The 21,001-nt window shown below is 61.5% G+C and carries 18 protein-coding genes; 15 read left to right on the forward strand and 3 right to left on the reverse strand.

What is annotated here, in order from left to right; translation table 11 throughout:
- The first annotated feature begins 236 nt into the window (after positions 1 to 236).
- Together HMPREF2932_RS10655 and HMPREF2932_RS10660 are read left to right on the forward strand one after the other, a co-directional pair.
- A complete protein-coding gene (locus tag HMPREF2932_RS10655) occupies positions 237 to 1,544 on the forward strand; it encodes an anaerobic C4-dicarboxylate transporter (RefSeq protein ID WP_071410120.1) in 1,308 nt (435 codons plus the stop codon).
- A 62-nt stretch (positions 1,545 to 1,606) separates the two neighbouring features.
- Positions 1,607 to 3,274: a formate--tetrahydrofolate ligase gene (locus HMPREF2932_RS10660; protein WP_070702604.1), complete on the forward strand. Its 1,668-nt coding sequence runs from the start codon at positions 1,607 to 1,609 to the stop codon at positions 3,272 to 3,274.
- Positions 3,275 to 3,301: 27 nt separating this feature from the next.
- On the opposite strand, the gene HMPREF2932_RS10665 is transcribed toward HMPREF2932_RS10660, so the two are convergent.
- The gene (locus tag HMPREF2932_RS10665) at positions 3,302 to 4,105 is read right to left on the reverse strand and encodes a RecB family exonuclease (RefSeq protein WP_070681293.1); all 804 of its coding nucleotides are present in this window, start codon (positions 4,103 to 4,105) and stop codon (positions 3,302 to 3,304) included.
- A 75-nt stretch (positions 4,106 to 4,180) separates the two neighbouring features.
- Between HMPREF2932_RS10665 and HMPREF2932_RS10670 the strand changes: the two genes are divergently transcribed.
- From HMPREF2932_RS10670 to HMPREF2932_RS10720, 11 genes are all read left to right on the forward strand, one after another.
- Entirely contained in the window at positions 4,181 to 5,443 is a 1,263-nt protein-coding gene (locus tag HMPREF2932_RS10670) for a M18 family aminopeptidase (RefSeq protein WP_070511860.1), read from the forward strand.
- Between the two features lie 37 nt (positions 5,444 to 5,480).
- On the forward strand, positions 5,481 to 6,317 hold the full coding sequence (locus HMPREF2932_RS10675) for a tRNA (adenine-N1)-methyltransferase (RefSeq protein ID WP_049157698.1): 837 nt from the start codon (positions 5,481 to 5,483) through the stop codon (positions 6,315 to 6,317).
- Between the two features lie 46 nt (positions 6,318 to 6,363).
- Complete coding sequence (arc, locus tag HMPREF2932_RS10680) at positions 6,364 to 7,932, forward strand: proteasome ATPase (RefSeq protein WP_070511868.1); 1,569 nt, start codon at positions 6,364 to 6,366, stop codon at positions 7,930 to 7,932.
- 2 nt (positions 7,933 to 7,934) lie between these two features.
- Positions 7,935 to 9,479, forward strand: a complete 1,545-nt coding sequence (dop, locus tag HMPREF2932_RS10685) for a depupylase/deamidase Dop (protein WP_049157702.1) — start codon at positions 7,935 to 7,937, stop codon at positions 9,477 to 9,479.
- A 36-nt stretch (positions 9,480 to 9,515) separates the two neighbouring features.
- A complete protein-coding gene (locus HMPREF2932_RS10690; protein ID WP_010186632.1) occupies positions 9,516 to 9,707 on the forward strand; it encodes a ubiquitin-like protein Pup in 192 nt (63 codons plus the stop codon).
- Between the two features lie 47 nt (positions 9,708 to 9,754).
- Entirely contained in the window at positions 9,755 to 11,137 is a 1,383-nt protein-coding gene (gene pafA / locus HMPREF2932_RS10695) for a Pup--protein ligase (protein WP_049157703.1), read from the forward strand.
- Between the two features lie 31 nt (positions 11,138 to 11,168).
- A complete protein-coding gene (locus HMPREF2932_RS10700) occupies positions 11,169 to 12,185 on the forward strand; it encodes a helix-turn-helix transcriptional regulator (RefSeq protein ID WP_049157706.1) in 1,017 nt (338 codons plus the stop codon).
- Positions 12,178 to 13,143: a helix-turn-helix transcriptional regulator gene (locus tag HMPREF2932_RS10705; protein ID WP_049157708.1), complete on the forward strand. Its 966-nt coding sequence runs from the start codon at positions 12,178 to 12,180 to the stop codon at positions 13,141 to 13,143. The genes HMPREF2932_RS10700 and HMPREF2932_RS10705 overlap by 8 nt, the downstream gene beginning before the upstream one ends.
- 83 nt (positions 13,144 to 13,226) lie before the next feature.
- A complete protein-coding gene (tatA, locus tag HMPREF2932_RS10710; protein ID WP_046649155.1) occupies positions 13,227 to 13,490 on the forward strand; it encodes a Sec-independent protein translocase subunit TatA in 264 nt (87 codons plus the stop codon).
- 190 nt (positions 13,491 to 13,680) lie between these two features.
- The gene (tatC, locus tag HMPREF2932_RS10715; protein ID WP_070511880.1) at positions 13,681 to 14,670 is read left to right on the forward strand and encodes a twin-arginine translocase subunit TatC; all 990 of its coding nucleotides are present in this window, start codon (positions 13,681 to 13,683) and stop codon (positions 14,668 to 14,670) included.
- A gap of 97 nt (positions 14,671 to 14,767) precedes the next feature.
- Complete coding sequence (locus HMPREF2932_RS10720; protein ID WP_071410121.1) at positions 14,768 to 17,581, forward strand: DEAD/DEAH box helicase; 2,814 nt, start codon at positions 14,768 to 14,770, stop codon at positions 17,579 to 17,581.
- A gap of 9 nt (positions 17,582 to 17,590) precedes the next feature.
- Here the strand turns inward: HMPREF2932_RS10720 and HMPREF2932_RS10725 are convergent, their stop codons facing one another.
- Complete coding sequence (locus HMPREF2932_RS10725) at positions 17,591 to 18,220, reverse strand: serine protease (protein ID WP_246818665.1); 630 nt, start codon at positions 18,218 to 18,220, stop codon at positions 17,591 to 17,593.
- Between the two features lie 45 nt (positions 18,221 to 18,265).
- On the opposite strand from HMPREF2932_RS10725, the gene HMPREF2932_RS10730 reads away from it, so the two are divergent.
- Positions 18,266 to 19,381: a M24 family metallopeptidase gene (locus HMPREF2932_RS10730; protein WP_071410123.1), complete on the forward strand. Its 1,116-nt coding sequence runs from the start codon at positions 18,266 to 18,268 to the stop codon at positions 19,379 to 19,381.
- Positions 19,381 to 20,136, forward strand: a complete 756-nt coding sequence (locus HMPREF2932_RS10735) for an SDR family oxidoreductase (protein ID WP_071410124.1) — start codon at positions 19,381 to 19,383, stop codon at positions 20,134 to 20,136. Before HMPREF2932_RS10730 ends, HMPREF2932_RS10735 begins: the two co-directional genes overlap by 1 nt.
- Here HMPREF2932_RS10735 and HMPREF2932_RS10740 read toward each other — a convergent pair.
- Positions 20,133 to 20,972, reverse strand: a complete 840-nt coding sequence (locus HMPREF2932_RS10740; protein ID WP_071410125.1) for a cobalamin biosynthesis protein — start codon at positions 20,970 to 20,972, stop codon at positions 20,133 to 20,135. The two genes, HMPREF2932_RS10735 and HMPREF2932_RS10740, sit on opposite strands and share 4 nt — an antisense overlap.
- Between the last annotated feature and the right edge of the window lie 29 nt (positions 20,973 to 21,001).

Consider the following 21,001-nt stretch of genomic DNA (forward strand, 5'->3'; position numbering starts at 1 on the left):
ATGGCGGCGCGGGCGTGTGCCCGTTTTCAACCACACCAGGTATCACGCCCTCTCTCGAGACCGAGCCGTCGGTGCGCACTTTTGTGGAAACGGACACAATCGGGCCTGAATACTCGCTAAAGCCACACTAATAGGGAAGAATAAAAACTGTCAGTTCTCGCGCCATGGTCGTGTTCTGACCGCCGCGCGAATTACCACCCATACTGCAGTTCAACTGCACATATTGGAGTTACACAATGGTTGTAGTGCACATCCTCATCGTCCTTGCGGCGATCTATCTCGGTGCCCGAATCGGTTCAATCGGCATTGGTATGGCCGGCGGCTTGGGCGTTCTACTTTTAGGCCTCACCGGCGTCCCCGTCACCCGCGAAGATATCCCCTTCGATGTCATCGGCATCATCATGACCGTTATCGCGGCCATCGCTGCCATGCAGCGCGCTGGCGGCATGGACTATCTGGTCTACCTGGCAGAGAAATTCCTTCGTAAAAACCCGAAGAAGATCACGTTCTACGCCCCGGTCGTCACGTGGCTGATGACCGTTCTGGCAGGCACTGGACACACCGCTTTTTCCACGCTCCCGGTTATCGTCGAGGTAGCCAAGGAAGGCAAGGTCCGCCCCTCACGCCCGTTGTCCATCGCGGTTGTTGCCTCGCAGATGGCCATCTGCGCCTCACCCATTTCTGCGGCCGTCGTCTTGCTGGCCTCCCTGTTGGAGCCCATGGGCGTGGGCTATTTGCAGATCCTCGCCGTGCTCATTCCTGCGACGTTCCTCTCCATTTTTCCTGCCGCCTGGATTGCCAACCGAGCAGGCGCTGAGCTCGAAGATGATCCCGTTTACCAAGAACGCAAGGCCCAAGGCTTGGTGAAGATGCCACAGGGCTCCCACAACTACAGCCCGATGCAGGGCGCCAAGACCTCCGTAATCATCTTCCTGGTTGCCATCGTCATCGTTATGCTGTGGGCCACCCTGACCTCCTCCCAGGTAGGACTCATCGAAGAGCCGACTCTGCCCCGTAACGAAGCCATCATGACGGTGATGCTTACCGCTGCAACCCTCATCGTCATGATCACCAAGATCTCCGCTGGCGATGTTCTCAACACCCCAGTGTTCAAGTCTGGCATGTCTGCCTGTATCTGTGTGCTTGGTGTGGCCTGGTTGGGCACCACGCTGATTAACCACTACATGGAGGACATCCAGGCTATCTCCGGGTCCATCATCGAGTCCGCCCCATGGTTGCTGGCCATCGTGCTCTTCTTTGCTGCGGCGCTGTTGTACTCCCAGGCAGCCACCACCAAGGCTCTCATGCCTGCGGCCCTGGCCCTTGGCGTCAACCCGCTGACCGCAGTCGCTGCCTTCCCCGCGGTATCCGCTCTGTTCATTCTGCCGACGTACCCGACCCTGTTGGCGGCCGTTGAAATGGATGACACTGGCTCGACCCGCATCGGAAAGGCTGTCTTCAACCACCCGTTCATCATTCCTGGCACTGTGAGCATCGCCTTGTCGGTCCTCCTGTGCTACGCCATCGGCGCAGTCGTTCTCTAGCATCATCAAAAAATTATTTGATTTTGCTCAAGACACTTCTTTAGCACGCTAAGCTGGTGGGCATGACTACGCAACCTTCTGATGTTGAGATCGCTCAAGCCCACCAGCTCGAACCCATCACTGATATTGCTGCCCGCGCCGGTATCCCGGCGCCCGCTCTTATCCCTTATGGGCAGAATAAAGCCAAGGTAGATATCACCCAAGTTGGGGATACACCCGCCAACGGCAAGCTCGTCCTCGTTACTGGTGTCTCGCCGACTCCAGCAGGTGAGGGCAAATCCACTGTCCTTATCGGTTTGACCGATGCCCTCACCCAGCTGGGGAAGAAGGCTATCGTGGCACTGCGCGAGCCCTCCCAGGGCCCCGTCATGGGCATTAAGGGAGGCGCCGCTGGAGGCGGCTACTCCCAGGTTGTTCCCATGGAGGACATCAACCTCCACTTCACGGGTGACTTCCACGCCATCTCTGCGGCGACCAATACCTTGGCCGCCATCATCGATAACCACATCCACCAAGGCAACGCTCTCAACATCGATCCGCGTCGCATCACCTGGCAGCGCTGTATCGACGTTAACGACCGCGCGCTGCGCAATGTCGTCACCGGTCTTGGCGGCCCGGCCCACGGTGTACCGGGGGAGACCGGTTTCACCATTACCGCGGCATCCGAAATCATGGCTATCCTGGGACTCGCCACCGACTTGGCAGACCTGAAGAAGCGCCTCGGCGACATCACCGTGGGCTACACCTATGACCAGAAGCCGGTCACTGCCCGCGAGTTGGGGGCAGAAGGCGCGCTGACGGCACTGATGCGCGATGCACTCAACCCCAACTTGGTGCAAACTCTCGGCGGAACCCCGGCCTTCGTCCACGGCGGACCATTTGCCAACATCGCTCACGGCTGCAACACGCTCCTCGCTACCCAGACCGCGATGCGCTTCGGCGATATCGTTCTTACGGAGGCAGGGTTCGGCGCGGATCTCGGCGGTGAAAAATTCCTCGACGTCAAGTCCCGCTTCGGTAACCTCGATGTCGCCGGCGCCGTCGTCGTGGCGACTATCCGTTCCCAGAAGTACAACGGTGGCCAGCCACGTGAGGAACTGACTACGGAAAACCTGGAAGCGTTGAAGAAGGGCGTGGTCAACCTCGAGCGCCACGTGGAGAACCTCCGCAAGTTTGGTCTGACCCCAGTGGTGGCCCTCAACCTCTTCGGCAGCGATACCGATGCCGAGCGCGAGTTCATGCGCCAGTGGGCGGCAGACTTTGACGTCGCGCTCGAGGAAGCAGAGGTGTGGGCCAAGGGAGGCGCCGGCGCCACAGCGCTAGCTGAGCGCCTTTTGGACAGCCTCTCCGAAGGCTCCTCTCACCAGCTTTACGATCCCGCCGATGGTATCGAGGCATCCATCGAGACCATCGCCACGGAAATTTACCGCGCAGAACGCGTCGAGTATTCCTCCAAGGCGCTCAAGGATCTCAAGTACATCAAGGACAACGGCTGGGAGAAGTTCCCCGTCGTTATCTCTAAGACCCAGTACTCCTTCTCCGATGATCCCAGCCAGCTCGGCGCTCCGGAAGGCCACGTCCTCCACGTCCGCGAGCTGCAGCCGCGCACCGGCGCTGGTTTCATCGTTGCCCTAACCGGTGACGTCATGACCATGCCGGGCCTGCCGAAGAAGCCCGCGGCAAACAACATCGACGTTGCCGCTGACGGATCGATCTCCGGCTTGTTCTAAGCCGCCGTACGGTCTACTCAGCGCAGTTTACGCCGTCTGGTCGGGCCACCCGGGATACTCGGGTGGCGTACCACCAAAAGCCGGGCAGAGGTCTTGGAACGAGCACCAACCGCACAGCTTTGAAGTCTTCGGCCTAAAGTCTCCGGCCTTGCCATCGCCTTCGATTTTGGCCCAGAGCTCGCCTAGGTCGCGCTCGAAGTATTCCAGTTCCTCCGGTCCCGGCGTGAGGAACATAGAGTCCAGTACCTTGAGGTACATCAGCCGCAACTGCGTGGGGATCGTGCCAAGCAGCCGCCAGTAGACCAATGCGTAGAAATTCATCTGGAACTGCGCGTCCTGGGAATAACGGGGGAGCGGCTTCTTTCCGGTCTTATAGTCCACCACGCGCACCTCGCCAGTGGGAGCAACGTCTACGCGGTCAATGAACCCGCGCACCGGCACACCGTTGGGCAGCACGGTATCGACGTACATCTCGCACTCGTGGGCGTCGAAGCCCTGGGGGTTTTCCATCTGGAAATAGCCCTTGATGAGCTGACGTGCTTCGACGAAGAAGTCGAGTTCTTCGCCCTCGGGAACCAGATCGCGCAGCTCGGGATCGGATTCAAGCATCACTGCCCATTCGGGCTTAATCATCTTCACCGCCACCGGATACTCCCGCTCCTCGCGTGGTAGCTGGTGCATCTTTTCCAGGACGGCGTGGACCAGCGTTCCCTTGACCTGTGCCTTCGTCTTGGGCTCGGGGAGCTTGTCGATGGCCCGGAAGCGATAGAGCAGCGGGCACTGCTTGTAATCGGAGGCGCGGGAAGGGGAGAGGGCTAGTCGTTTCGGCATAATGTTTCTCAGCCTAGCGTATAGGCACCCACAGTCCTTCCGGCATCACCCGGCAGTCCGTGGCAAGCTGGAAGCATGAGCACTACGCAAGATTTTCTCGATTTCATCGCCGCCAGCCCGTCCTCCTACCACGCAGCTGAGGAGGTAGCGCGCAGACTCGTTGAGGCGGGTTTTAGCCGCCAGGATGAGTCCGCCGAGTGGTCAGCCGAACCGGGCGGCCACGTCATGGTCCGGGGTGGTGCGGTCATGGCATGGTTTGTCCCCGAAGGTGCCAGTCCGGATTCGGGTTTCCGGATTATCGGCTCCCATACTGATTCGCCCGGTCTTGCTCTCAAGCCCACCCCAGATTTCGACTCCGCCGGTTGGCAGCAGGTGGCCGTGGAAGTCTATGGCGGTGTGCTTCTCCACAGCTGGTTCGACCGTGAGCTCACCGTCGGCGGCCAAGTAATTCTGAACGATGGCACACGCCACTTGGTCAATACCGGGCCTTTGCTGCGCTTGCCTTCGCTGGCTATCCACCTCTACCGCAAGGATGAGTTCAAGCCGGATCGCCAGCGCCACATGCAGCCGGTGCTCTCCGTAGGTACACCGGAGACGTCGGTGATGGGGGTCGTCGGCAAGCAACTCGGCGTTGCCCCAGAAGACATCGCTTCCTTCAACCTCATTACCGCCGATGCCCAGCGCGGTGAAGTCTTTGGCGCCGGCGAAAAGCTCATCGCTGCTGGACGCATGGATAACCTCTCTTCCGTCCACGCCTCCCTGCGTGCCCTTCTCGCCGCTGCCCGCAACGCCGACTCGATTGAGCACAAGGACATCCTCGTCATGGCGGCCTTCGACCATGAAGAAGTTGGCTCCTCTTCGCGCTATGGCGCGGGTGGGCCGATTCTGGGGGATATCCTTACCCGCACCGCTCGGGCGCTTGGCGCCAATGAGGAGCAGCGCTTCCAAATGTTCGCGCGCTCCAGCTGTGTGTCGGCCGATGCCGCCCACTCCGTGCACCCGAACTACGCGGAAAAGCACGATCCCACCCACCACCCGATCATCGGCCAGGGGCCGGTGACCAAGATCAACGGCAACCAGCGCTACGCTTCCGACGCCAACACCGTGGCCCTGTGGGAATCTGCCTGCCGCCGCGCCGAGGTGCCCTACCAGCGCTTCGTAGGCAATAACGACGTGCCCTGCGGCTCCACTATCGGGCCGATTTCCGCCACCCGCTTGGGTATTCCCACCGTCGACGTGGGAGTGCCGATGCTCTCGATGCACTCAGCCCGCGAGCTGGTGGGCGAGCGCGACCAACTATGGCTTGGTAACGCCCTTGAGGCATACTTGGTGGGTTAATCCTAGCCACCCAAACTATGTGAAAGGTACCCACGCCATGGCTTATTCTGGCCCCTTCCGCTACGGCGACCGCGTGCAGCTCACCGATGCCAAGCGGCGTCACTACACCATCGTCCTCGAGGAGGGAGGCCAGTTCCATTCGCACAAGGGCATCATCAACCACGATGATGTCGTCGGCATGGATGAAGGCTCCGTCATCGATTCGACTCTGGGCAGCTCCTTCCTCTTGTTTCGCCACCTCATGGTGGACCATGTCCTGTCGATGCCACGGGGTGCCGCGGTGATTTATCCCAAAGACTCCGCGCAGATTCTGGTCGAAGGCGATATCTTCATGGGCGCACGCGTGCTCGAGGCCGGCGCCGGTTCCGGCGCTCTCTCGATGACGCTGTTGCGCGCCGTGGGGCCGGAAGGCCACGTTTTCTCCTATGAGGTGCGCGATGATCACCTGGAATACGCCGTGGACAACGTCACCGAATACTTCGGTAAGCAGCCCGAATGGTGGAGCCCGCGTCTGGGGGACTTGGCCGATGTCACCGTCGAGGATCTGGGTGGCCCGGTGGACCGCGTCATCCTGGACATGCTCGAGCCCTGGGAGCACCTCGAGAAGGTGCGCGATATCCTCATCCCGGGCGGCGTTTTCATGACCTATGTCGCCACCGTGCCGCAGCTGATGAAGGTGATGGAGGGCATCCGCGAGCTCAAGTGCTTTACGGAGCCGCGGGCCTGGGAGTCCCTCGTGCGCGAATGGAAGGTGGAGGGCTTGGCCACCCGCCCGGAGCACCGCATGAACGCGCACACAGCGTTTCTGATCTGGACACGCCGGCTTGCCGACGGCGTCACGCCACCCCGCCCACAGCGCCGCGCCCGAAAGTAAACCCTTTCACACTAATCGTGGGTTGCTGCGCGCTAGGGTGGGATCTATGAACGATGCCACTCATTCCCAGGAACTTGGCCAGCAGCGTCGCCAGATAGAGCAGCTCGCTGAACGCAATGCCAAGCTTGCTGCCCTGTTGAAGGATGCTCGCACGAAGCTTCAGCAGATGCTCGCGGAGGTTGACGCCCTTGCGGAGCCCGCCTCCACATACGGTGTCTTTCTGGGCTATTCCGGGCGTGCGCACGATTCGCGCCGCGACGCTGAGGTTTATACCAACGGTCGAGCCATGCGGGTCAAGATTTCGCCGAACCTCGAGCCCGGCTCCCTGAAAGTAGGGCAGCAGGTGCGCTTGGGCGAGGGCTTCGTTATCGTGGAGGCCTGCGCCCCTGTAAATACCGGCGCGCTGGCCACGCTACAAGAGCGTCTCGGCACCGACCGCGCCGTGGTCATTAATTCCTCTGGTGAAGAGCAGGTTATTCTCCTCGCCGCAGCGTTGCGGGATACCGTGCGCGCCGGCGATACCCTCTTGGTCGAGCCCAAATCAGGTGTAGCCACCGAACGCGTGCACAAGACTGAGGTAGCGCAGCTCACGCTGGAGGAGGTTCCTGACGTCTCCTACGAGGACATCGGCGGTTTGGACGAGCAGATCTCCCTTATCCGCGATTCCGTCGAGCTGCCTTTCCTCCACCCAGAGCTCTACCGCCAGTATGACCTCCAGCCGCCTAAGGGCGTGCTGCTCTACGGCCCGCCAGGCTGCGGAAAGACGCTCATCGCCAAGGCGGTGGCGCATTCGCTGTCCGCATCACTGGCAGCTAGTGCCCCCAGCTACTTCCTCAATGTGAAGGGCCCAGAACTGCTCAACAAATTCGTAGGCGAGACTGAGCGCCGCATCCGCCTCATCTTCGAACGCGCCCGCGAGCTTGCTTCCGAGCCCACCGAGGATGGCAGCCAGCGCCCGGTCATCATCTTTTTCGATGAGATGGAATCCATCTTCCGCACGCGTGGCTCCGGCGTGTCCTCCGATATGGAGACCACCGTCGTCCCGCAGCTGCTGACGGAGCTGGACGGTGTGGAGAAGCTCAGCAACGTCATCGTCATCGGCGCCACCAACCGCGAGGAACTCATCGACCCCGCCATCATGCGCCCGGGGCGCCTCGATATCAAGATTCGCGTCAACCGCCCGACCAAGCAGGGCGCGCGGGAAATCTTTGCGCGCCACTTTCCAGAATCAGTCCCGCACGAAGGCGACCTTTCCCAGCTCATCGATACCGCGGTCGACGATCTCTACGCCGAGCGGCCGTTCGTCAAACTCCACTTCGCTAACGCGGATCCGCGTGTGCTGCACTACCGGGACTTCGTGTCCGGCGCAATGATCGCCAACATCGTCTCCCGTGCCAAGAAGCTGGCGATCAAGGAAGCGTTGGACGCAGCCACTGCCACCGATGGGGCGAAGTCCACCGGCATAACCGCAGCGCACCTCCACGAGGCTATAGCCGCGGAACAGGCTGAATCGGAATACGTCCCCACCTCCGCCAACCCGGAAGAGTGGGCAAAGATCGTCGCAGGTACCTCTGCTGGCGCGTATGTCACCCAGGTCGAATTGATGGGAGTGTAGCCATGAGCCGTGTTCTAGGAACCGAAACTGAGTATGGAATCTCCACGCCGTCCAACCCGGCGCTGTCACCGATCGTGACCTCCACCCATGCTGTTGTGGCTTATGCCGCCCTGCATACCGGCGCGCGCTCCCGCTGGGATTTTCGGGAGGAGCACCCGCTGCGCGATAGCCGCGGCTTCGATCTCAAGCGCTACCACACCGTGCCGGTGGTGGACCCGAACGCGCTGGGTGTGGCCAACGTGGTGACCGCCAATGGCGCGCGTTTCTACGTCGACCACGCCCACCCCGAATACTCCTCACCGGAGTGCACGAATGCCTGGGATGCGATGCTTTACGACGCCGCCGGTGACCTCATCCTGCGCCGTGCAGGGGAGGCCGTAGCATCGCTGACCGCGCAGGGCACGTCCGTGTTGGCCACACACGATCCCTGCCCGCCGCTGAAGTTTTACAAGAACAATGTGGACGGCAAGGGGGCTTCCTATGGCAGCCACGAGAATTACCAGTACTCTCGGAACACCGACTTCGATGATATTGCCCAGGGGCTGATTCCTTTCTTCGTTGCCCGCCAAGTGGTCACCGGTGCCGGCCGCATGGGTGTGGGCGTCGATGGAGAGGAGCCAGGTTTCCAGATTTCGCAGCGCGCGGACTACATCGAGCAGGAAATCTCCCTAGAAACCACCCTCAACCGCGGCATCATTAACACCCGCGACGAGCCACACGCGGTGGCCGAGGACTTCGGCCGCCTGCACGTCATCATCGGTGACGCCACGATGTCCCACACCTCGACGCTGCTCAAGCTAGGCATGACCTCGCTAGTACTCGATGCCATCGAGAGCGGCGTGGACTTTAGTGACATGCGCCTTATGGAACCGGTGGAGGAGGTGCAGCGGGTGAGCCGCGACCTTACCTTGACCCATCAGCTTAAGCTTCACGACGGCCGCCGCCTCACCGCCCTCGACATCTTGGCCATCTACCGGGAAAGGGTTACCGCCGCCTCCGAAGCGGATGAAAAGGTACTCACCGTCTGGGACGAGGTTGTCGAGCTTCTGGCCGACAACCCGCTCAAGGCCGCCCACCTGCTGGATTGGGTAGCAAAATACCGCTTGATTAAGGGCTACCTGGACCGCGGCGTGGCGGCCGATGATCCGAAGCTGGCGCTGATCGATCTGCAGTACACCGACATCGATCCGGCAAAGTCCCTCTACCATGCGCTCGTGCGCAAGGGGCAGATGCGTACCTTGGTCAGCGAGGAAGAGATTGCTGCTGCAGCGGAAACGCCGCCCGCGGATACCCGCGCCTACCTGCGCGGCCACGCCACCCGAAAGTTCGGGGAGGATGTCTTGGCGGCGTCCTGGCAGTCGCTGACCTTCCGCATCGGTGAGGCCGAGGGAGCCAACTCTGGTACTGCCTGCGTGGCACTCGACGACACAAAAAGACTCGGGCAGGACGAGGTGGGCGCTCTGCTGGAATCTGCGGACAGCGCCGCCGACTTCGTTAATAGTTTGCGCCAGCTCGGGGTGCGAATCGAGTACCCTACACTGTATTAGCGCAGCATTTTCCACTCGCGAAAGGAGCTCTTAAGAATGAGCGGACAGCAGTCTCAGATCAACGCCGGTGGCGGCAACGGTCAAGGAGGCGACACTCCGGAGTTCGACGCCGGACAAGTCAGCATCAACAGCGCGGGTACCGATGACCTCCTCGATGAGATTGACGGCCTTTTGGAGTCCAACGCCGAGGAGTTCGTGCGCTCCTACGTCCAAAAGGGCGGCGAATAAAGGTGGAGCAGCCCTCCGATAGCGCCCCCGTTTATGCACGGCGGATTATGGGCATCGAAACCGAGTACGGCATTACAGCGAGCGCAAGCGATGGACAGCGGGTGATGTCCCCGGATGAGATCGCCCGCGTGCTTTTTCGGCCCATCGTGTCGAAGTACTCTTCCTCCAATATCTTTAGTCCCAACGCCTCCCGCCTCTACCTCGACGTGGGTTCCCACCCGGAGATCGCTACCGCGGAGTGCGATAGCTTAACCCAGCTCATTGCCTATGAGCGCGCCGGCGATGCTGTGGTCAATCGCATGGCCGTGCAGGCGGAGGAAACACTGGCGGCGGAGGGGGAGAAGCGCGCTGTCTACTTGTTCAAGAACAATGTGGACTCGGCCGGCAATTCCTACGGCTGCCACGAGAACTACCTCATCGGCCGCCACGTGGTGCTCAAGGACCTCGGCAAAGCTCTGCTGCCGTTCATGATCACCCGCCAGCTCATCTGTGGCGCAGGGATGGTTAGACCTGCCAAGGGAGAGGAACCCGCGCGTTTCGTGCTCTCCCAACGTGCCGACCAGGTGTGGGAAGGTGTGTCCTCTGCGACGACTCGCTCGCGCCCCATCATCAATACTCGCGACGAACCGCATGGTGATTCCAAGCGTTTCCGCCGCATGCACGTTATCGTTGGCGACTCCAACATGGCCGAACCCACGATGGCCCTCAAAGTTGGCTCCACGCTGCTCATGCTGGAGATGCTGGAAGCCGGTTTTGAGGTGCCGGCATTCTCGGTACTCGAGCCAATTAAACACATTAGGGCCATCGCGCTCGACCCCACCGGCCGCACCGAGCTTCCGCTTGAGGGAGGCGGCAGCACCACCGCGCTCGCCGTGCAGCAGGAGCTCTGTACCGCTGCCGAGCGCTGGCTGGATCACCGCGAGGACGCAGGCACTCCGACGGTTGAGTTGGCCCGGGTCGTGGACTTGTGGAAGCGCACCCTCCAGGCCATTGACACTCAGGATTTCTCCGGCGTTGACCGCGAGATCGATTGGGTCATCAAGCGCAGCCTGCTGAACCGCTACCGCGAGCGCCTGGGCGGGGATTGGTCGCACCCCAAGCTGGCACAGATTGACCTGACCTACCATGACATCCGTCCAGGTCGCGGCCTCTACAGCGTATTGGAGCAGCGCGGCATGGTGAAACGCTGGATCGACGATGCTGCAATCAACGCCGCAGTCGACACCGCCCCGCAGACCACCCGTGCCAAGCTGCGCGGGGAGTTTCTCGCTGTTGCCCGCGAGCTCGATGCCGCGGTAACGGTGGATTGGACGCGGATGAAGGTCAACCGGCCTGAACCGATGACCGAGGAGTTCTCCGACCCCTTTGTGTCCGAGGACCCGCGCCTAGATGGGTTGTTAGACTACATGCGTTCGCACCCAGGCTCGTAGAGCCGTAGAGCTGATCAAGGAACCTGCCACTATGCCTTCAGTAGATCGCACTGCAGCCCGGACGCCGGTCAGAGACCGCGCTATCGAAAGGCTCACCAACCTCACCTTTGCCCTGCATGGGGCAGCGCACCAAGGCGGGGTTCCGGACCGCAGCGCGGCGTGGATCCGCAGCCACGTCGAGGGCTACCAGTCACGCAGCGATGAAGCCTTTCACAAGCAGCTTTCCCGCGACATCGTGACCCTGCAGCGCGCCGGTGTGCCAGTAGTACACAGCAGCGGCGCGGAAGGTTCGCTGTACCGGCTCGATCCCGAAAACTACCAGCTACCTCCCGTCGATTTCACGCCGGAGGAGGCCATGGTTCTCGGCGTAGCCGGCGGCATCGGCACTCCGGGAGGCTTAAGCGATTTCAGTCTCTCCGCGTGGACCAAGATCGCAGCCTCAGGCGCCTCCCGCGACTTGAGCGGAGCGCCGGTGTACACCGCAGTCAACGACATGACCAGGTTGAGCCCAGAGCTCGTCACTGGAGTCATCACCGCAGTGCGTGCTGGGCTGCGCATTTCCTTCGATTACTACGCCACGCCCTCTGCCGAGGCGGTTCGCCGCCATATGGATCCCTGGGGGCTGGTCAACCACCGGGATCGTGTTTATCTCGTCGGTTGGGATGTGGACCGCGAGGCTCCCCGAACTTTTCGCGCTACCCGCGTGGACAACGTCAGGCGCTCGCGCGCTGCGGCCACGCACCTCGAGCCCACTGCACCACTGCAGGATCTCGTTGTAGAGGCGCTGGAGCGGGGCGAAACGGTAAATGCAGTCCTCGAGGTTCCCGAGGGGCAGGCCGCCGAGCTTGTCGACGCCGGACGCAGGCGCGAGGATGGACTTCTAGAACTCACCAACGTACACCACGATTGGTTGGTGCGCACCGCTGCTGGCTATGCACCAGATGTCGTGGTTATCGAGCCACCCGAGGTTCGTGCCGACATCATCGCACTCCTAAGTGTCGGTGATGACCCATCATCAGCGTCTGGCGAGGAGGCCCGCCATGGTTGATCAACCCCGCAAGCTGCAGTCCCTTGTTCGCTCCCTCAACCTCATCCCTTACCTGCGTAACCACCCGGGGCTGACTCCGATGGAGGCTGCCGAGGATTTAGGGATGACCCCTGCTGAGCTTAAGGATGCTATCGACCGTCTCTTCTGCTCCGGTGTGGGCCGCAATACCGAGGACCTTATCGACTTAAGCTTTAGCTACCGCGATGGCATCGAGATCTACAACGACCAGGGCCTGACCCAGGCATTGCGCCTGACCCCAACTGAGGCCGGCGCATTGTTGCTGACGCTCGAGTCCCTTGAGGCAATGCCGGGGCTTGTCGACGTCTCCGCGGTCCACTCTGCCGCCGCGAAGCTGCGCGAGATCATGGATGAAAAGACAGCCGCCATCTATGACTCCCTGGCCACGACCGATCCCGAAGAGTCTGAGGTGCAAGCGGCGTTGGCGGGGGCCGTCGACAAGCGCCGGCAAGTGCGTTTTACCTACTGGAGTATGTCCTCCAACCGGACGAGTGAGCGTACCGTGCATCCGGCCCGCATCTTTATCGTGGACGGCGAACCCTATTTGGTGGCCTGGGACGAGTCGGTGGGGGAGCACCGCACGTTCCGCCTTGACCGGATGAGTGATGTCGAAGTGCTCGACGCTTCCGCGACACCACATGTGCGCGAACTGGATTTCAACCCAGATTCACCCTTTGGTCTAGATCACACTCTTGTTGCGGAGCTGGAGATTCACCAAGAATTCACCTGGCTAGCGGAACACTACGACATCACCCTTGGCGAGACCCTAGAAAATGGCCTCATAGCTGCAACGATGCCGGTCGGCTCGGAGGCGTGGTTTAGCCGTTTCGCGCTCGGCCAAGCTGATCGCATGCGGGTAGTGGGGCCGCAGAAGCTCGTTGACGCCATTTCGGAGCATAGAAAACGAGCACTGGAGCGTTATACTCAACTGCCAGACTAAGAGCTCTCCCGCGTGCACGTCGCTCAGCGTCGCGCTGTGTGAACAAGCACGCTTCATCGACCAAGAAAGAAGGGGCACCCTCAATGACCGTGGGACCTTTGGAAATCGGCCTTGTTGTTCTCGTGATCGTGCTGTTGTTCGGCGCTAAGAAGCTGCCGGAGCTGGCTCGCTCCATGGGCCGGTCTATGCGCATCTTCAAGTCCGAAGTCAAGGAGATGAAAGAGGAGAACAACACCTCTGAGCAGCAGGGCCAGATCGCGGGCTCCAAGCAGTCCGACGAGGACTTCTGGAACAGCCCGGAGATGCAGCCGCGCACTTCCAAGCCGGCTGACGGAAACCAGAACTAATAATCTTTCCCGGCAGGCAGACCACATTCCGAGTCCCTCGGCGTGCTGGGGCCTCGCCTGCCGTCGTGGGCTTTTCTGTGGAGGTCTTGCTTTGAGTACCGCGAGTACACCGTCGAACCCTGCTTCTAACGCGCCGAAGCAAAAATGGAGCTCAAAGCTACGCCGCAAGCCCAAGAACCCAACGGGGGAGATGACCTTAGTTCAGCACCTCCAGGAGCTGCGCCGACGCATCGTCATTTCCCTTCTCGCCCTCGCTGTGGGTGCCATCATCGGATTCATCTGGTACCAACACGCCCCGTTTGGCATGTCACCGCTAGGCGAGATTTTGCGCGGTCCCTATTGCTCACTCCCTGAAGAGAGCCGTGTTTCCTTCTCCGCGGACGGCGAATGCCGTCTGCTCGCAACCAGCCCCTTCGAAATGCTGATGCTCCGACTCAAGGTTGGCGCGTTAGCCGGCACCGTATTGTCCTCACCGGTCTGGCTCTACCAGATATGGGCCTTCATCGTGCCCGGCCTGCACAAGAACGAACGCCGCTTTACCTTCTTGTTCGTCTCGACTGCGGTCCTGCTCTTCGTACTCGGCGCGGTTCTCGCCTACGTCATCCTTTCTGTGGGTTTGGAGTTCCTCATGGGAATGGGCTCGGAGTACCAAACCGCAGCACTGACAGGTGAACGTTACTTCTACTTCCTGCTGGCGTTGCTCCTCATCTTTGGCGTCAGCTTTGAGATCCCACTACTCGTGGTTTGCCTCAACCTGATCGGTGTCTTGGAATATGACCACGTCAAAGATAAGCGCCGCATCATCATTGTCGTCATCATGATTTTCGCCGCGGTTGTTACACCGGGCCAAGAACCCTTCTCAATGCTGGTTTTGGCCGGTGCTCTCGTGGTTCTTGTGGAGATAGCTTTCCAGTTCTGCCGCATCAACGACAAGCGCCAGAAGCGCCAGCGCCCAGACTGGATGGACTTGGACGATGAAACTGCCTCGTCGCTGGATGAAGGTCCGGGTGCCATTGGCGCACCGACTCCGGTGTCTGCATCCACGAGCGTTTCTGCGTCGTCGCGGCCGGTATCTTCCGGGCCTGTCGCCCCGGCTTCGACTCCTGACGCTCGGGTACCGCAGCCTCAACAGACGAATACTCAGCCCCCGCAGAGCGGCTTCTTCGACGACGTTCTCTAACCTCGTCAGCCTTCTTAGCGAACTTGTTCAATCGTTCTGCTTGGCGCCGGGGACCGGCGCACTAGTACGCCGTCCCTGACAGGTACCCTGGGGACTTATGACACTGACGCATCTGGACGAGTTCACCCAAGCGCTTCCGTACTCACTGGATGAATTCCAGATCCAAGGATGCCAAGCCGTCGAAGCTGGCCACGGTGTTCTGGTCTGTGCGCCCACCGGCGCGGGTAAAACCGTGGTGGGTGAGTTCGCCGTGTCCTTGGCGCTGCGCCAAGGGACCCGCTGTTTCTACACCACACCCATCAAGGCGCTGAGTAACCAGAAGTACCACGACCTAGTTGACGCGCATGGTGAGGATGCGGTCGGGCTGCTGACCGGTGATGTCTCCATTAACTCCTCCGCGGACATCCTCGTGATGACCACTGAGGTTTTGCGCAACATGATTTACGCGGGCTCAGGTGCATTGGATCGCTTGACCCATGTGGTCATGGATGAGATCCACTTTCTTGCGGATGCTTCGCGCGGCGCAGTGTGGGAAGAGGTCATCCTCAACCTGGAGGAGCACGTCTCCATCATTGGTTTGTCCGCAACCGTATCCAACTCCGAGGAGTTCGGCCGGTGGCTGACCACCGTGCGTGGTGACACCAAGGTCATTGTCACCGACAAGCGCCCCGTACCGCTGGACCAGTGGATGATGGTCGGCCGCAAAATCTATCCGCTCTTTGAACCCGACTCAGGCGGCCAGGTAAACACTGAGCTCGCACGTCGTATCCAACGTCTGGAGGCCGGCGACACCGATAATGGCCGCGCAGACTATGCCCAGAACCGTGCGAGCTTCCGCGCCCGCGCCCGTCACAAAGGCGGCGGGCGCGGCGACCGGCACAGTGATCGGCGCAGCGGCGCGCCTCGTGCGCAGGACCGTTACCGTCCGCTTGGCCGCCCGGAGGTTCTCAAAGAGCTGCAATCAATGGAGATGCTGCCGGCAATTACCTTCATCTTCTCCCGCGCGGGCTGCGACGGTGCTCTGTATCAGTGCTTGCGTTCCCGCATGGTGCTGACCTCCCAGGAGGAGGCTGTTGCGATCAAGGCCATCGTCGATAAGGGCGTGGAAGGCATTCCGGAAGAAGACCTCAAGGTCCTTGATTTCAAACGTTGGCGCGAAGCACTCTCGCGTGGCTTCGCCGCTCACCACGCAGGAATGCTGCCGGCCTTTAGGCACATCGTAGAGGAACTGTTCGTCAAGGGCCTCGTGCGGGCAGTCTTCGCCACCGAAACGTTGGCCCTAGGAATCAACATGCCGGCGCGCACCGTGGTGCTGGAAAAGCTGGTGAAATTTAACGGCGAGGCACACGTGGACCTGACACCGGGCCAGTACACACAGCTCACCGGCCGCGCCGGTAGGCGAGGCATCGATACCTTGGGCAATGCCGTCGTTCAGTGGGCACCCGCTATGGATCCCACCGCGGTGGCGGGGCTTGCGTCAACTCGTACCTATCCGCTCATTTCCACTTTCGAGCCCGGCTACAACATGGCTATCAACCTGCTAGGCATGCTTGGCTTTGATGACTCGCTCCGATTGCTGGAGAAGTCTTTCGCCCAGTTCCAGGCGGATGGATCCGTTGTGGAGGAAACCCGAGAGATTGAGCGCGCTGAGCACCGCGTCCGCGAACTACGCGCACAGTTGGAGCAGGCCGTAGATAACTTGGCTCCGCCTGCCGCCGATGGCGCAGACCCCGCTGAGATTCTCATGGACTATATGCGGCTGCGCCGAGCGCTGACCGACGAGGAGAAGTCAGCGCGGGCATCCAAGAAGGAGGAGAGGAACAAGGAAGTTGCCGCAGTACTGGCTCGCTTGCAGGTGGGTGAGGTCATCGCCATCGCAACAAAGAAGCGGCCAACGTTGGCTGTCGTTATTACTCCGCCCAACCAGACTGCTGATCCACGCCCCTGGGTAACCACTGAAACGGGATGGTCTGGACGCATCGATTCCGCCGGTATCGATAATCCGCCGATCGTCGTTGGGCACATGAAGCTCCCGCGCGCAGCGCAGAAGAACCCGCGCCGCCATACCCGATTTGTCCAGGAGTCCTTCAAGCGCGACTACTACAAGCGTCCGAAGAAGATGCGCACTGAGCCGCGGAATCGCCCCAACAAGAAGATCGCGCAGTTGCGCGATGCCCTCCGCGAACATCCGGTGCACCATTGGCCCGCGACCGACCGCGAGCAGCTGGCCGGGGTGGCGCAGAAGCTGGCGCGCCGCGAACGCGAGCTAGCCAGGCTTGAGGATAAGGTCGAGCGCGCCACGGATACTCTTGGCCGCACCTTCGAGCGCATCGTGGATCTTCTGGCGGAGATGGACTACGTGGAGTTTGATGGTTACGGCGAAAACCGCGAGCCGGTCATCACGGATGAGGGCGAGCGTCTGGCTAAAATCCACTCCGAATCGGACCTACTGGTGGCGCAATGCCTCAAGCGCGGTATCTGGAACGACCTCGACCCGGCGGAGCTGGCCGGTGTGGCCTCCCTCTGTGTCTTTGAAAACCGCAAGACCACTCGCGGGGAACCCGGTGCGGCTACCGACGCAATGGCTAACGCCATGGACGCTACATGGCGCATTTATAGCGAGCTCGTCGCCGATGAGAAACGCCATAACCTGCCGCAAACGAGGGAGCCGGAGCCGTCGTTCGCGCTAGCTATCCACCAGTGGACGGCGGGCGCGCCGCTGGCCTATTGCATGGGCGCGGCTAACGAGTCTGGTGCAGAGCTAACCCCCGGTGACTTTGTCCGCTGGTGCCGCCAGGTCATTGACCTGCTTCAGCAGGTGGCAAAGACGGGCTACGAGGACGAAATTCGTCGCAATGCCCGGCGCGCCATCGACGCGATCCAGCGCGGCGTCGTCGCCATCGGCGCCTAGGCTTAGCGCCTAGTCTTCGGAGCCACCGCGAAGCAGCGCCGTGGCTGCCGCCGCGAGTACTTGGCGGTGGGGCGAAACGAGCGCCACGGTGGCGAGCTTGAGGTTGCGCCCCAACGGGTTAAGGATGAGGGCTTGCGTACCGATAACAGCGTCATCGACTAAAGCTGGACCGCCCGAGTCACCTTTGACTGCCGGAATCGTGTTGAAGACAAAACCGGCGGGGGAGACGGTGGTGAGGAAGTCAATGGACCAGGTGCGGAAGAAGGGAAGGAGAAAAAGCCCACTGCGTCGTTGTGCACGGCGAGCTTTTCCGCCATATCCCCAGGTGGTTACTGGAGCGCGGAATGGCGGGGTGCTTTCTGCCAGCCCAGGAAGGTCCCGGGGCGGGGCCGGCCGGTCGAGCAAACACAGCGCCATGTCGGTCCCATCAATCGTGCGCACGGCGGCGACGCGCCGGTTGAACCCGCCACTCACCCTGTAGTGATCCCCCTTATCAAGGCCGTCGCGGAAGAAGTGCGCGCAGGTCAGAACCAACCGGGTTGCCTGTTGGGAGCGGGGTCTTAAGGACGCATCGATGAGCACTCCCGAGCAATAGCTTGAGCGAGTCCGGAGCTTGACGGCAGCGGGATGGGAATTCACGCCTCCCAGCTTAACTGGACAAAGGCGGGCGGTAGGCTAACTGTCATGACTGATTATGCGTCCCGACTGAGCCGTTCCCGCGCTATCGCAGCAGCTAAGGACATCGACATCCTGTTAGTGGGTACAGGTGCCGAATTCGCGTACCTCACCGGTTCGTGGGTCTCCTCCCACGAGCGCCTGACCTGCTTGGTTATCCGTCCCGACGCCGAACCGGTAGTCGTCGCCCCCAGCACCGACATTGAGTCGCTTCAGGGCGTTGCGGCCCAGCTGGTGGGATGGAGCGATGGGCAGGATCCCTATGCGCTGGCCTTGGAAGGTGCGCGTCCTTCCACCGTTGCCTTGGGATCCTCACTCACCGCCGATCACGTGCTGCGCTTTCAGTCCGCAATTGGCAACCTCGAAGCTAGTACTGCGAAGGAACAGCACCCCGCAAAGTATGTTCTGGCCACCGAGGCCCTCGCTGAGCTTTTTACCCGCAAGGATCCAGATGAGGTGGCTGAGCTACGCGCTGCAGCGGCGGCTATCGACGCTGTCCACGCCGAGGTGCCGCGCCTCCTGCAGCCGGGGCGCACCGAGGCCGACGTAGCCGCAGATGTGCGGGAGCTCATTTTGCGCGAGCACCGCGAGGTGGATTTCATCATCGTGGGCTCCGGTCCGAATGGAGCCAATCCACACTATGACTTTGGGGACCGAGTACTCGCCGCTGGTGATCCCGTGGTGGTGGATATTGGCGGCACGCTGCCCTCGGGCTATCACTCCGACTGCACCCGCACCTACGTCGTTGGCGCCGATCCTGCTGCCGCGCCGGCAGAGTTTCGCGAGGCTTACGCGGTCCTAGAGAGGGCCCAGGCTGCCGGCCGAGCTGCTGCGCGCCCGGGCACAACCGCCCAGGAGATCGACCGCGCCACGCGCAGCGTGATCGAAGACGCCGGTTGGGGTGAGTTCTTCACGCACCGCACCGGACACGGCATTGGCTTGTCGACGCACGAGGAGCCCTTCATCATGGAAGGAAACGAGCTGGAGCTTGCCGAGTCCATGGCCTTCTCGATCGAGCCGGGTATCTACGTGCCGGGCAAGTGGGGCATGCGTCTTGAAGACATCGTGGTGACCACCGAGTCTGGCTATGAGTCCCTGAACCAGGCACCGAGGGGGTTGCGCTAATGGGAGAAACTGGCGCGCTACTGATCCTTGGCGGGCGCAGCGACATCGGTGGGGAGCTTGCACGTCGGCTGTGTGAGGGTCGCCCAGTGGTTCTCGCCGCGCGGGGCGAACACGGTATGGACAGGCTGCGCTCCGAACTCCTGAGCAGCGGGGCCACCTCCGTTCACACGCTGTCCTTCGACGCCGCGGAAGTTTCCTCCCACCGCGCGGTCATCGAACAAGCCGCAGCACTCGCAGGGGCAGAGATCACCACGGCCGTCGTCGCCTTCGGAATTCTGGGCGATCAGGAGCGCGCGGAGCACGACGAAGCCCACGCCTTCGACATAGCGCTGGTGGACTATGCAGCGCAGGTATCCATGCTCACCGTGCTTGCCGACGTCATAACGAGAGGGCACATCGTGGCCTTTTCCTCCATCGCTGGGTGGCGGGCCCGCCGGACCAACTATGTCTACGGCTCGACCAAGGCGGGCCTGGATGCCTTCTGCCAAGGCTTAGCGGATCGATTGCAGGGCAGCGGCCTAGCGCTGATCACCGCGCGCCCCGGCTTCGTCATTGGGTCGATGACTAAAGGCATGACACCCGCGCCCTTGTCCGTTACCCCTGACGTTGTGGCCCAAGCGGTGGTCAAGGCCATTGAGTCCTCCGCAGGTTCGCGGCCGGCTTCCCGCACGCTATGGATTCCACGGCCTCTTCAGCTCTTAGCGTGGGTGATGAAGCTGGTACCGCGTCCCATCTGGCGGCACATGCCGCGCTAGCGGTGCCCGAGGGCAGGAGAATTCGCATCGAAGATGAATCCGCGCGGTGCAAGGACGCGCAACACAACGTCAGCATCTCCCTCGGCTAGATCGTGGATGACCAATCCGCGCCAGGGGGTTACCGAGATGGAAGCGCCCAGCTGGGCGATAAGCCCAGCGTATTCTCCGGGCAGCACGCCATCCTGCAGGCCCGCGCCCAGATCGACGCGGCCGGGCTTCGTGTGCTCAGTCAGCCAGCCGATGGGCAGCGCAGGCGAAATGGAGGTTGAACCTGCCGCATCCGAGCCACGTTCCAAGTCCTGCAGGTGATCTGCAGAGACCTTTTCCGCAAAGTCCACGAGTTGGGTGATGGCATCCGCGAGCCCCAGCAGCGGCCCGGTGGGTTCACCGTCGCGGATCAGGCGTGCGGCGACGGTATCTTCATCGTGTTCCGCCTCATCACCAGTGAGCTGAAGGCCGGCTGCCACACCGTGTGAGAGGAGATCACCAGCACCGCTATCCACACCGAAAAGCGCGGCATGGGCTATCGCGGGGGCGTCCTGATCGACGTCGGCTAGGGCTTCCGCGATCCGCTGCGCTACCTGACGGGCGCGCAGCGACAGGGGAGAGGCCAGTACGTGGGCGGCGGTGGTGGGCAGGGGGACGTCGCCAAGCACCTGCGCATTGTCGACGCCTCGCAGGCTAATGACGCTGTGCTGCTCTAGGTACACATTGCCATCGCCATGTTCCCTGGCTGCCTGGCCCAGAGCGAGCCACTGCTCGGGAGTAACAACGCCGCCAGCGGGATGGAAGCGCAAGGTATCGGATTCGGGATGCTTCGACTCAGGGAGGGACATGGTGGGACAGTCTAGTCGCTCCGGGAGGG

It is taken from the genome of Corynebacterium sp. HMSC074H12 (genome assembly GCF_001813755.1).
GTDB lineage: Bacteria > Actinomycetota > Actinomycetes > Mycobacteriales > Mycobacteriaceae > Corynebacterium > Corynebacterium hiratae.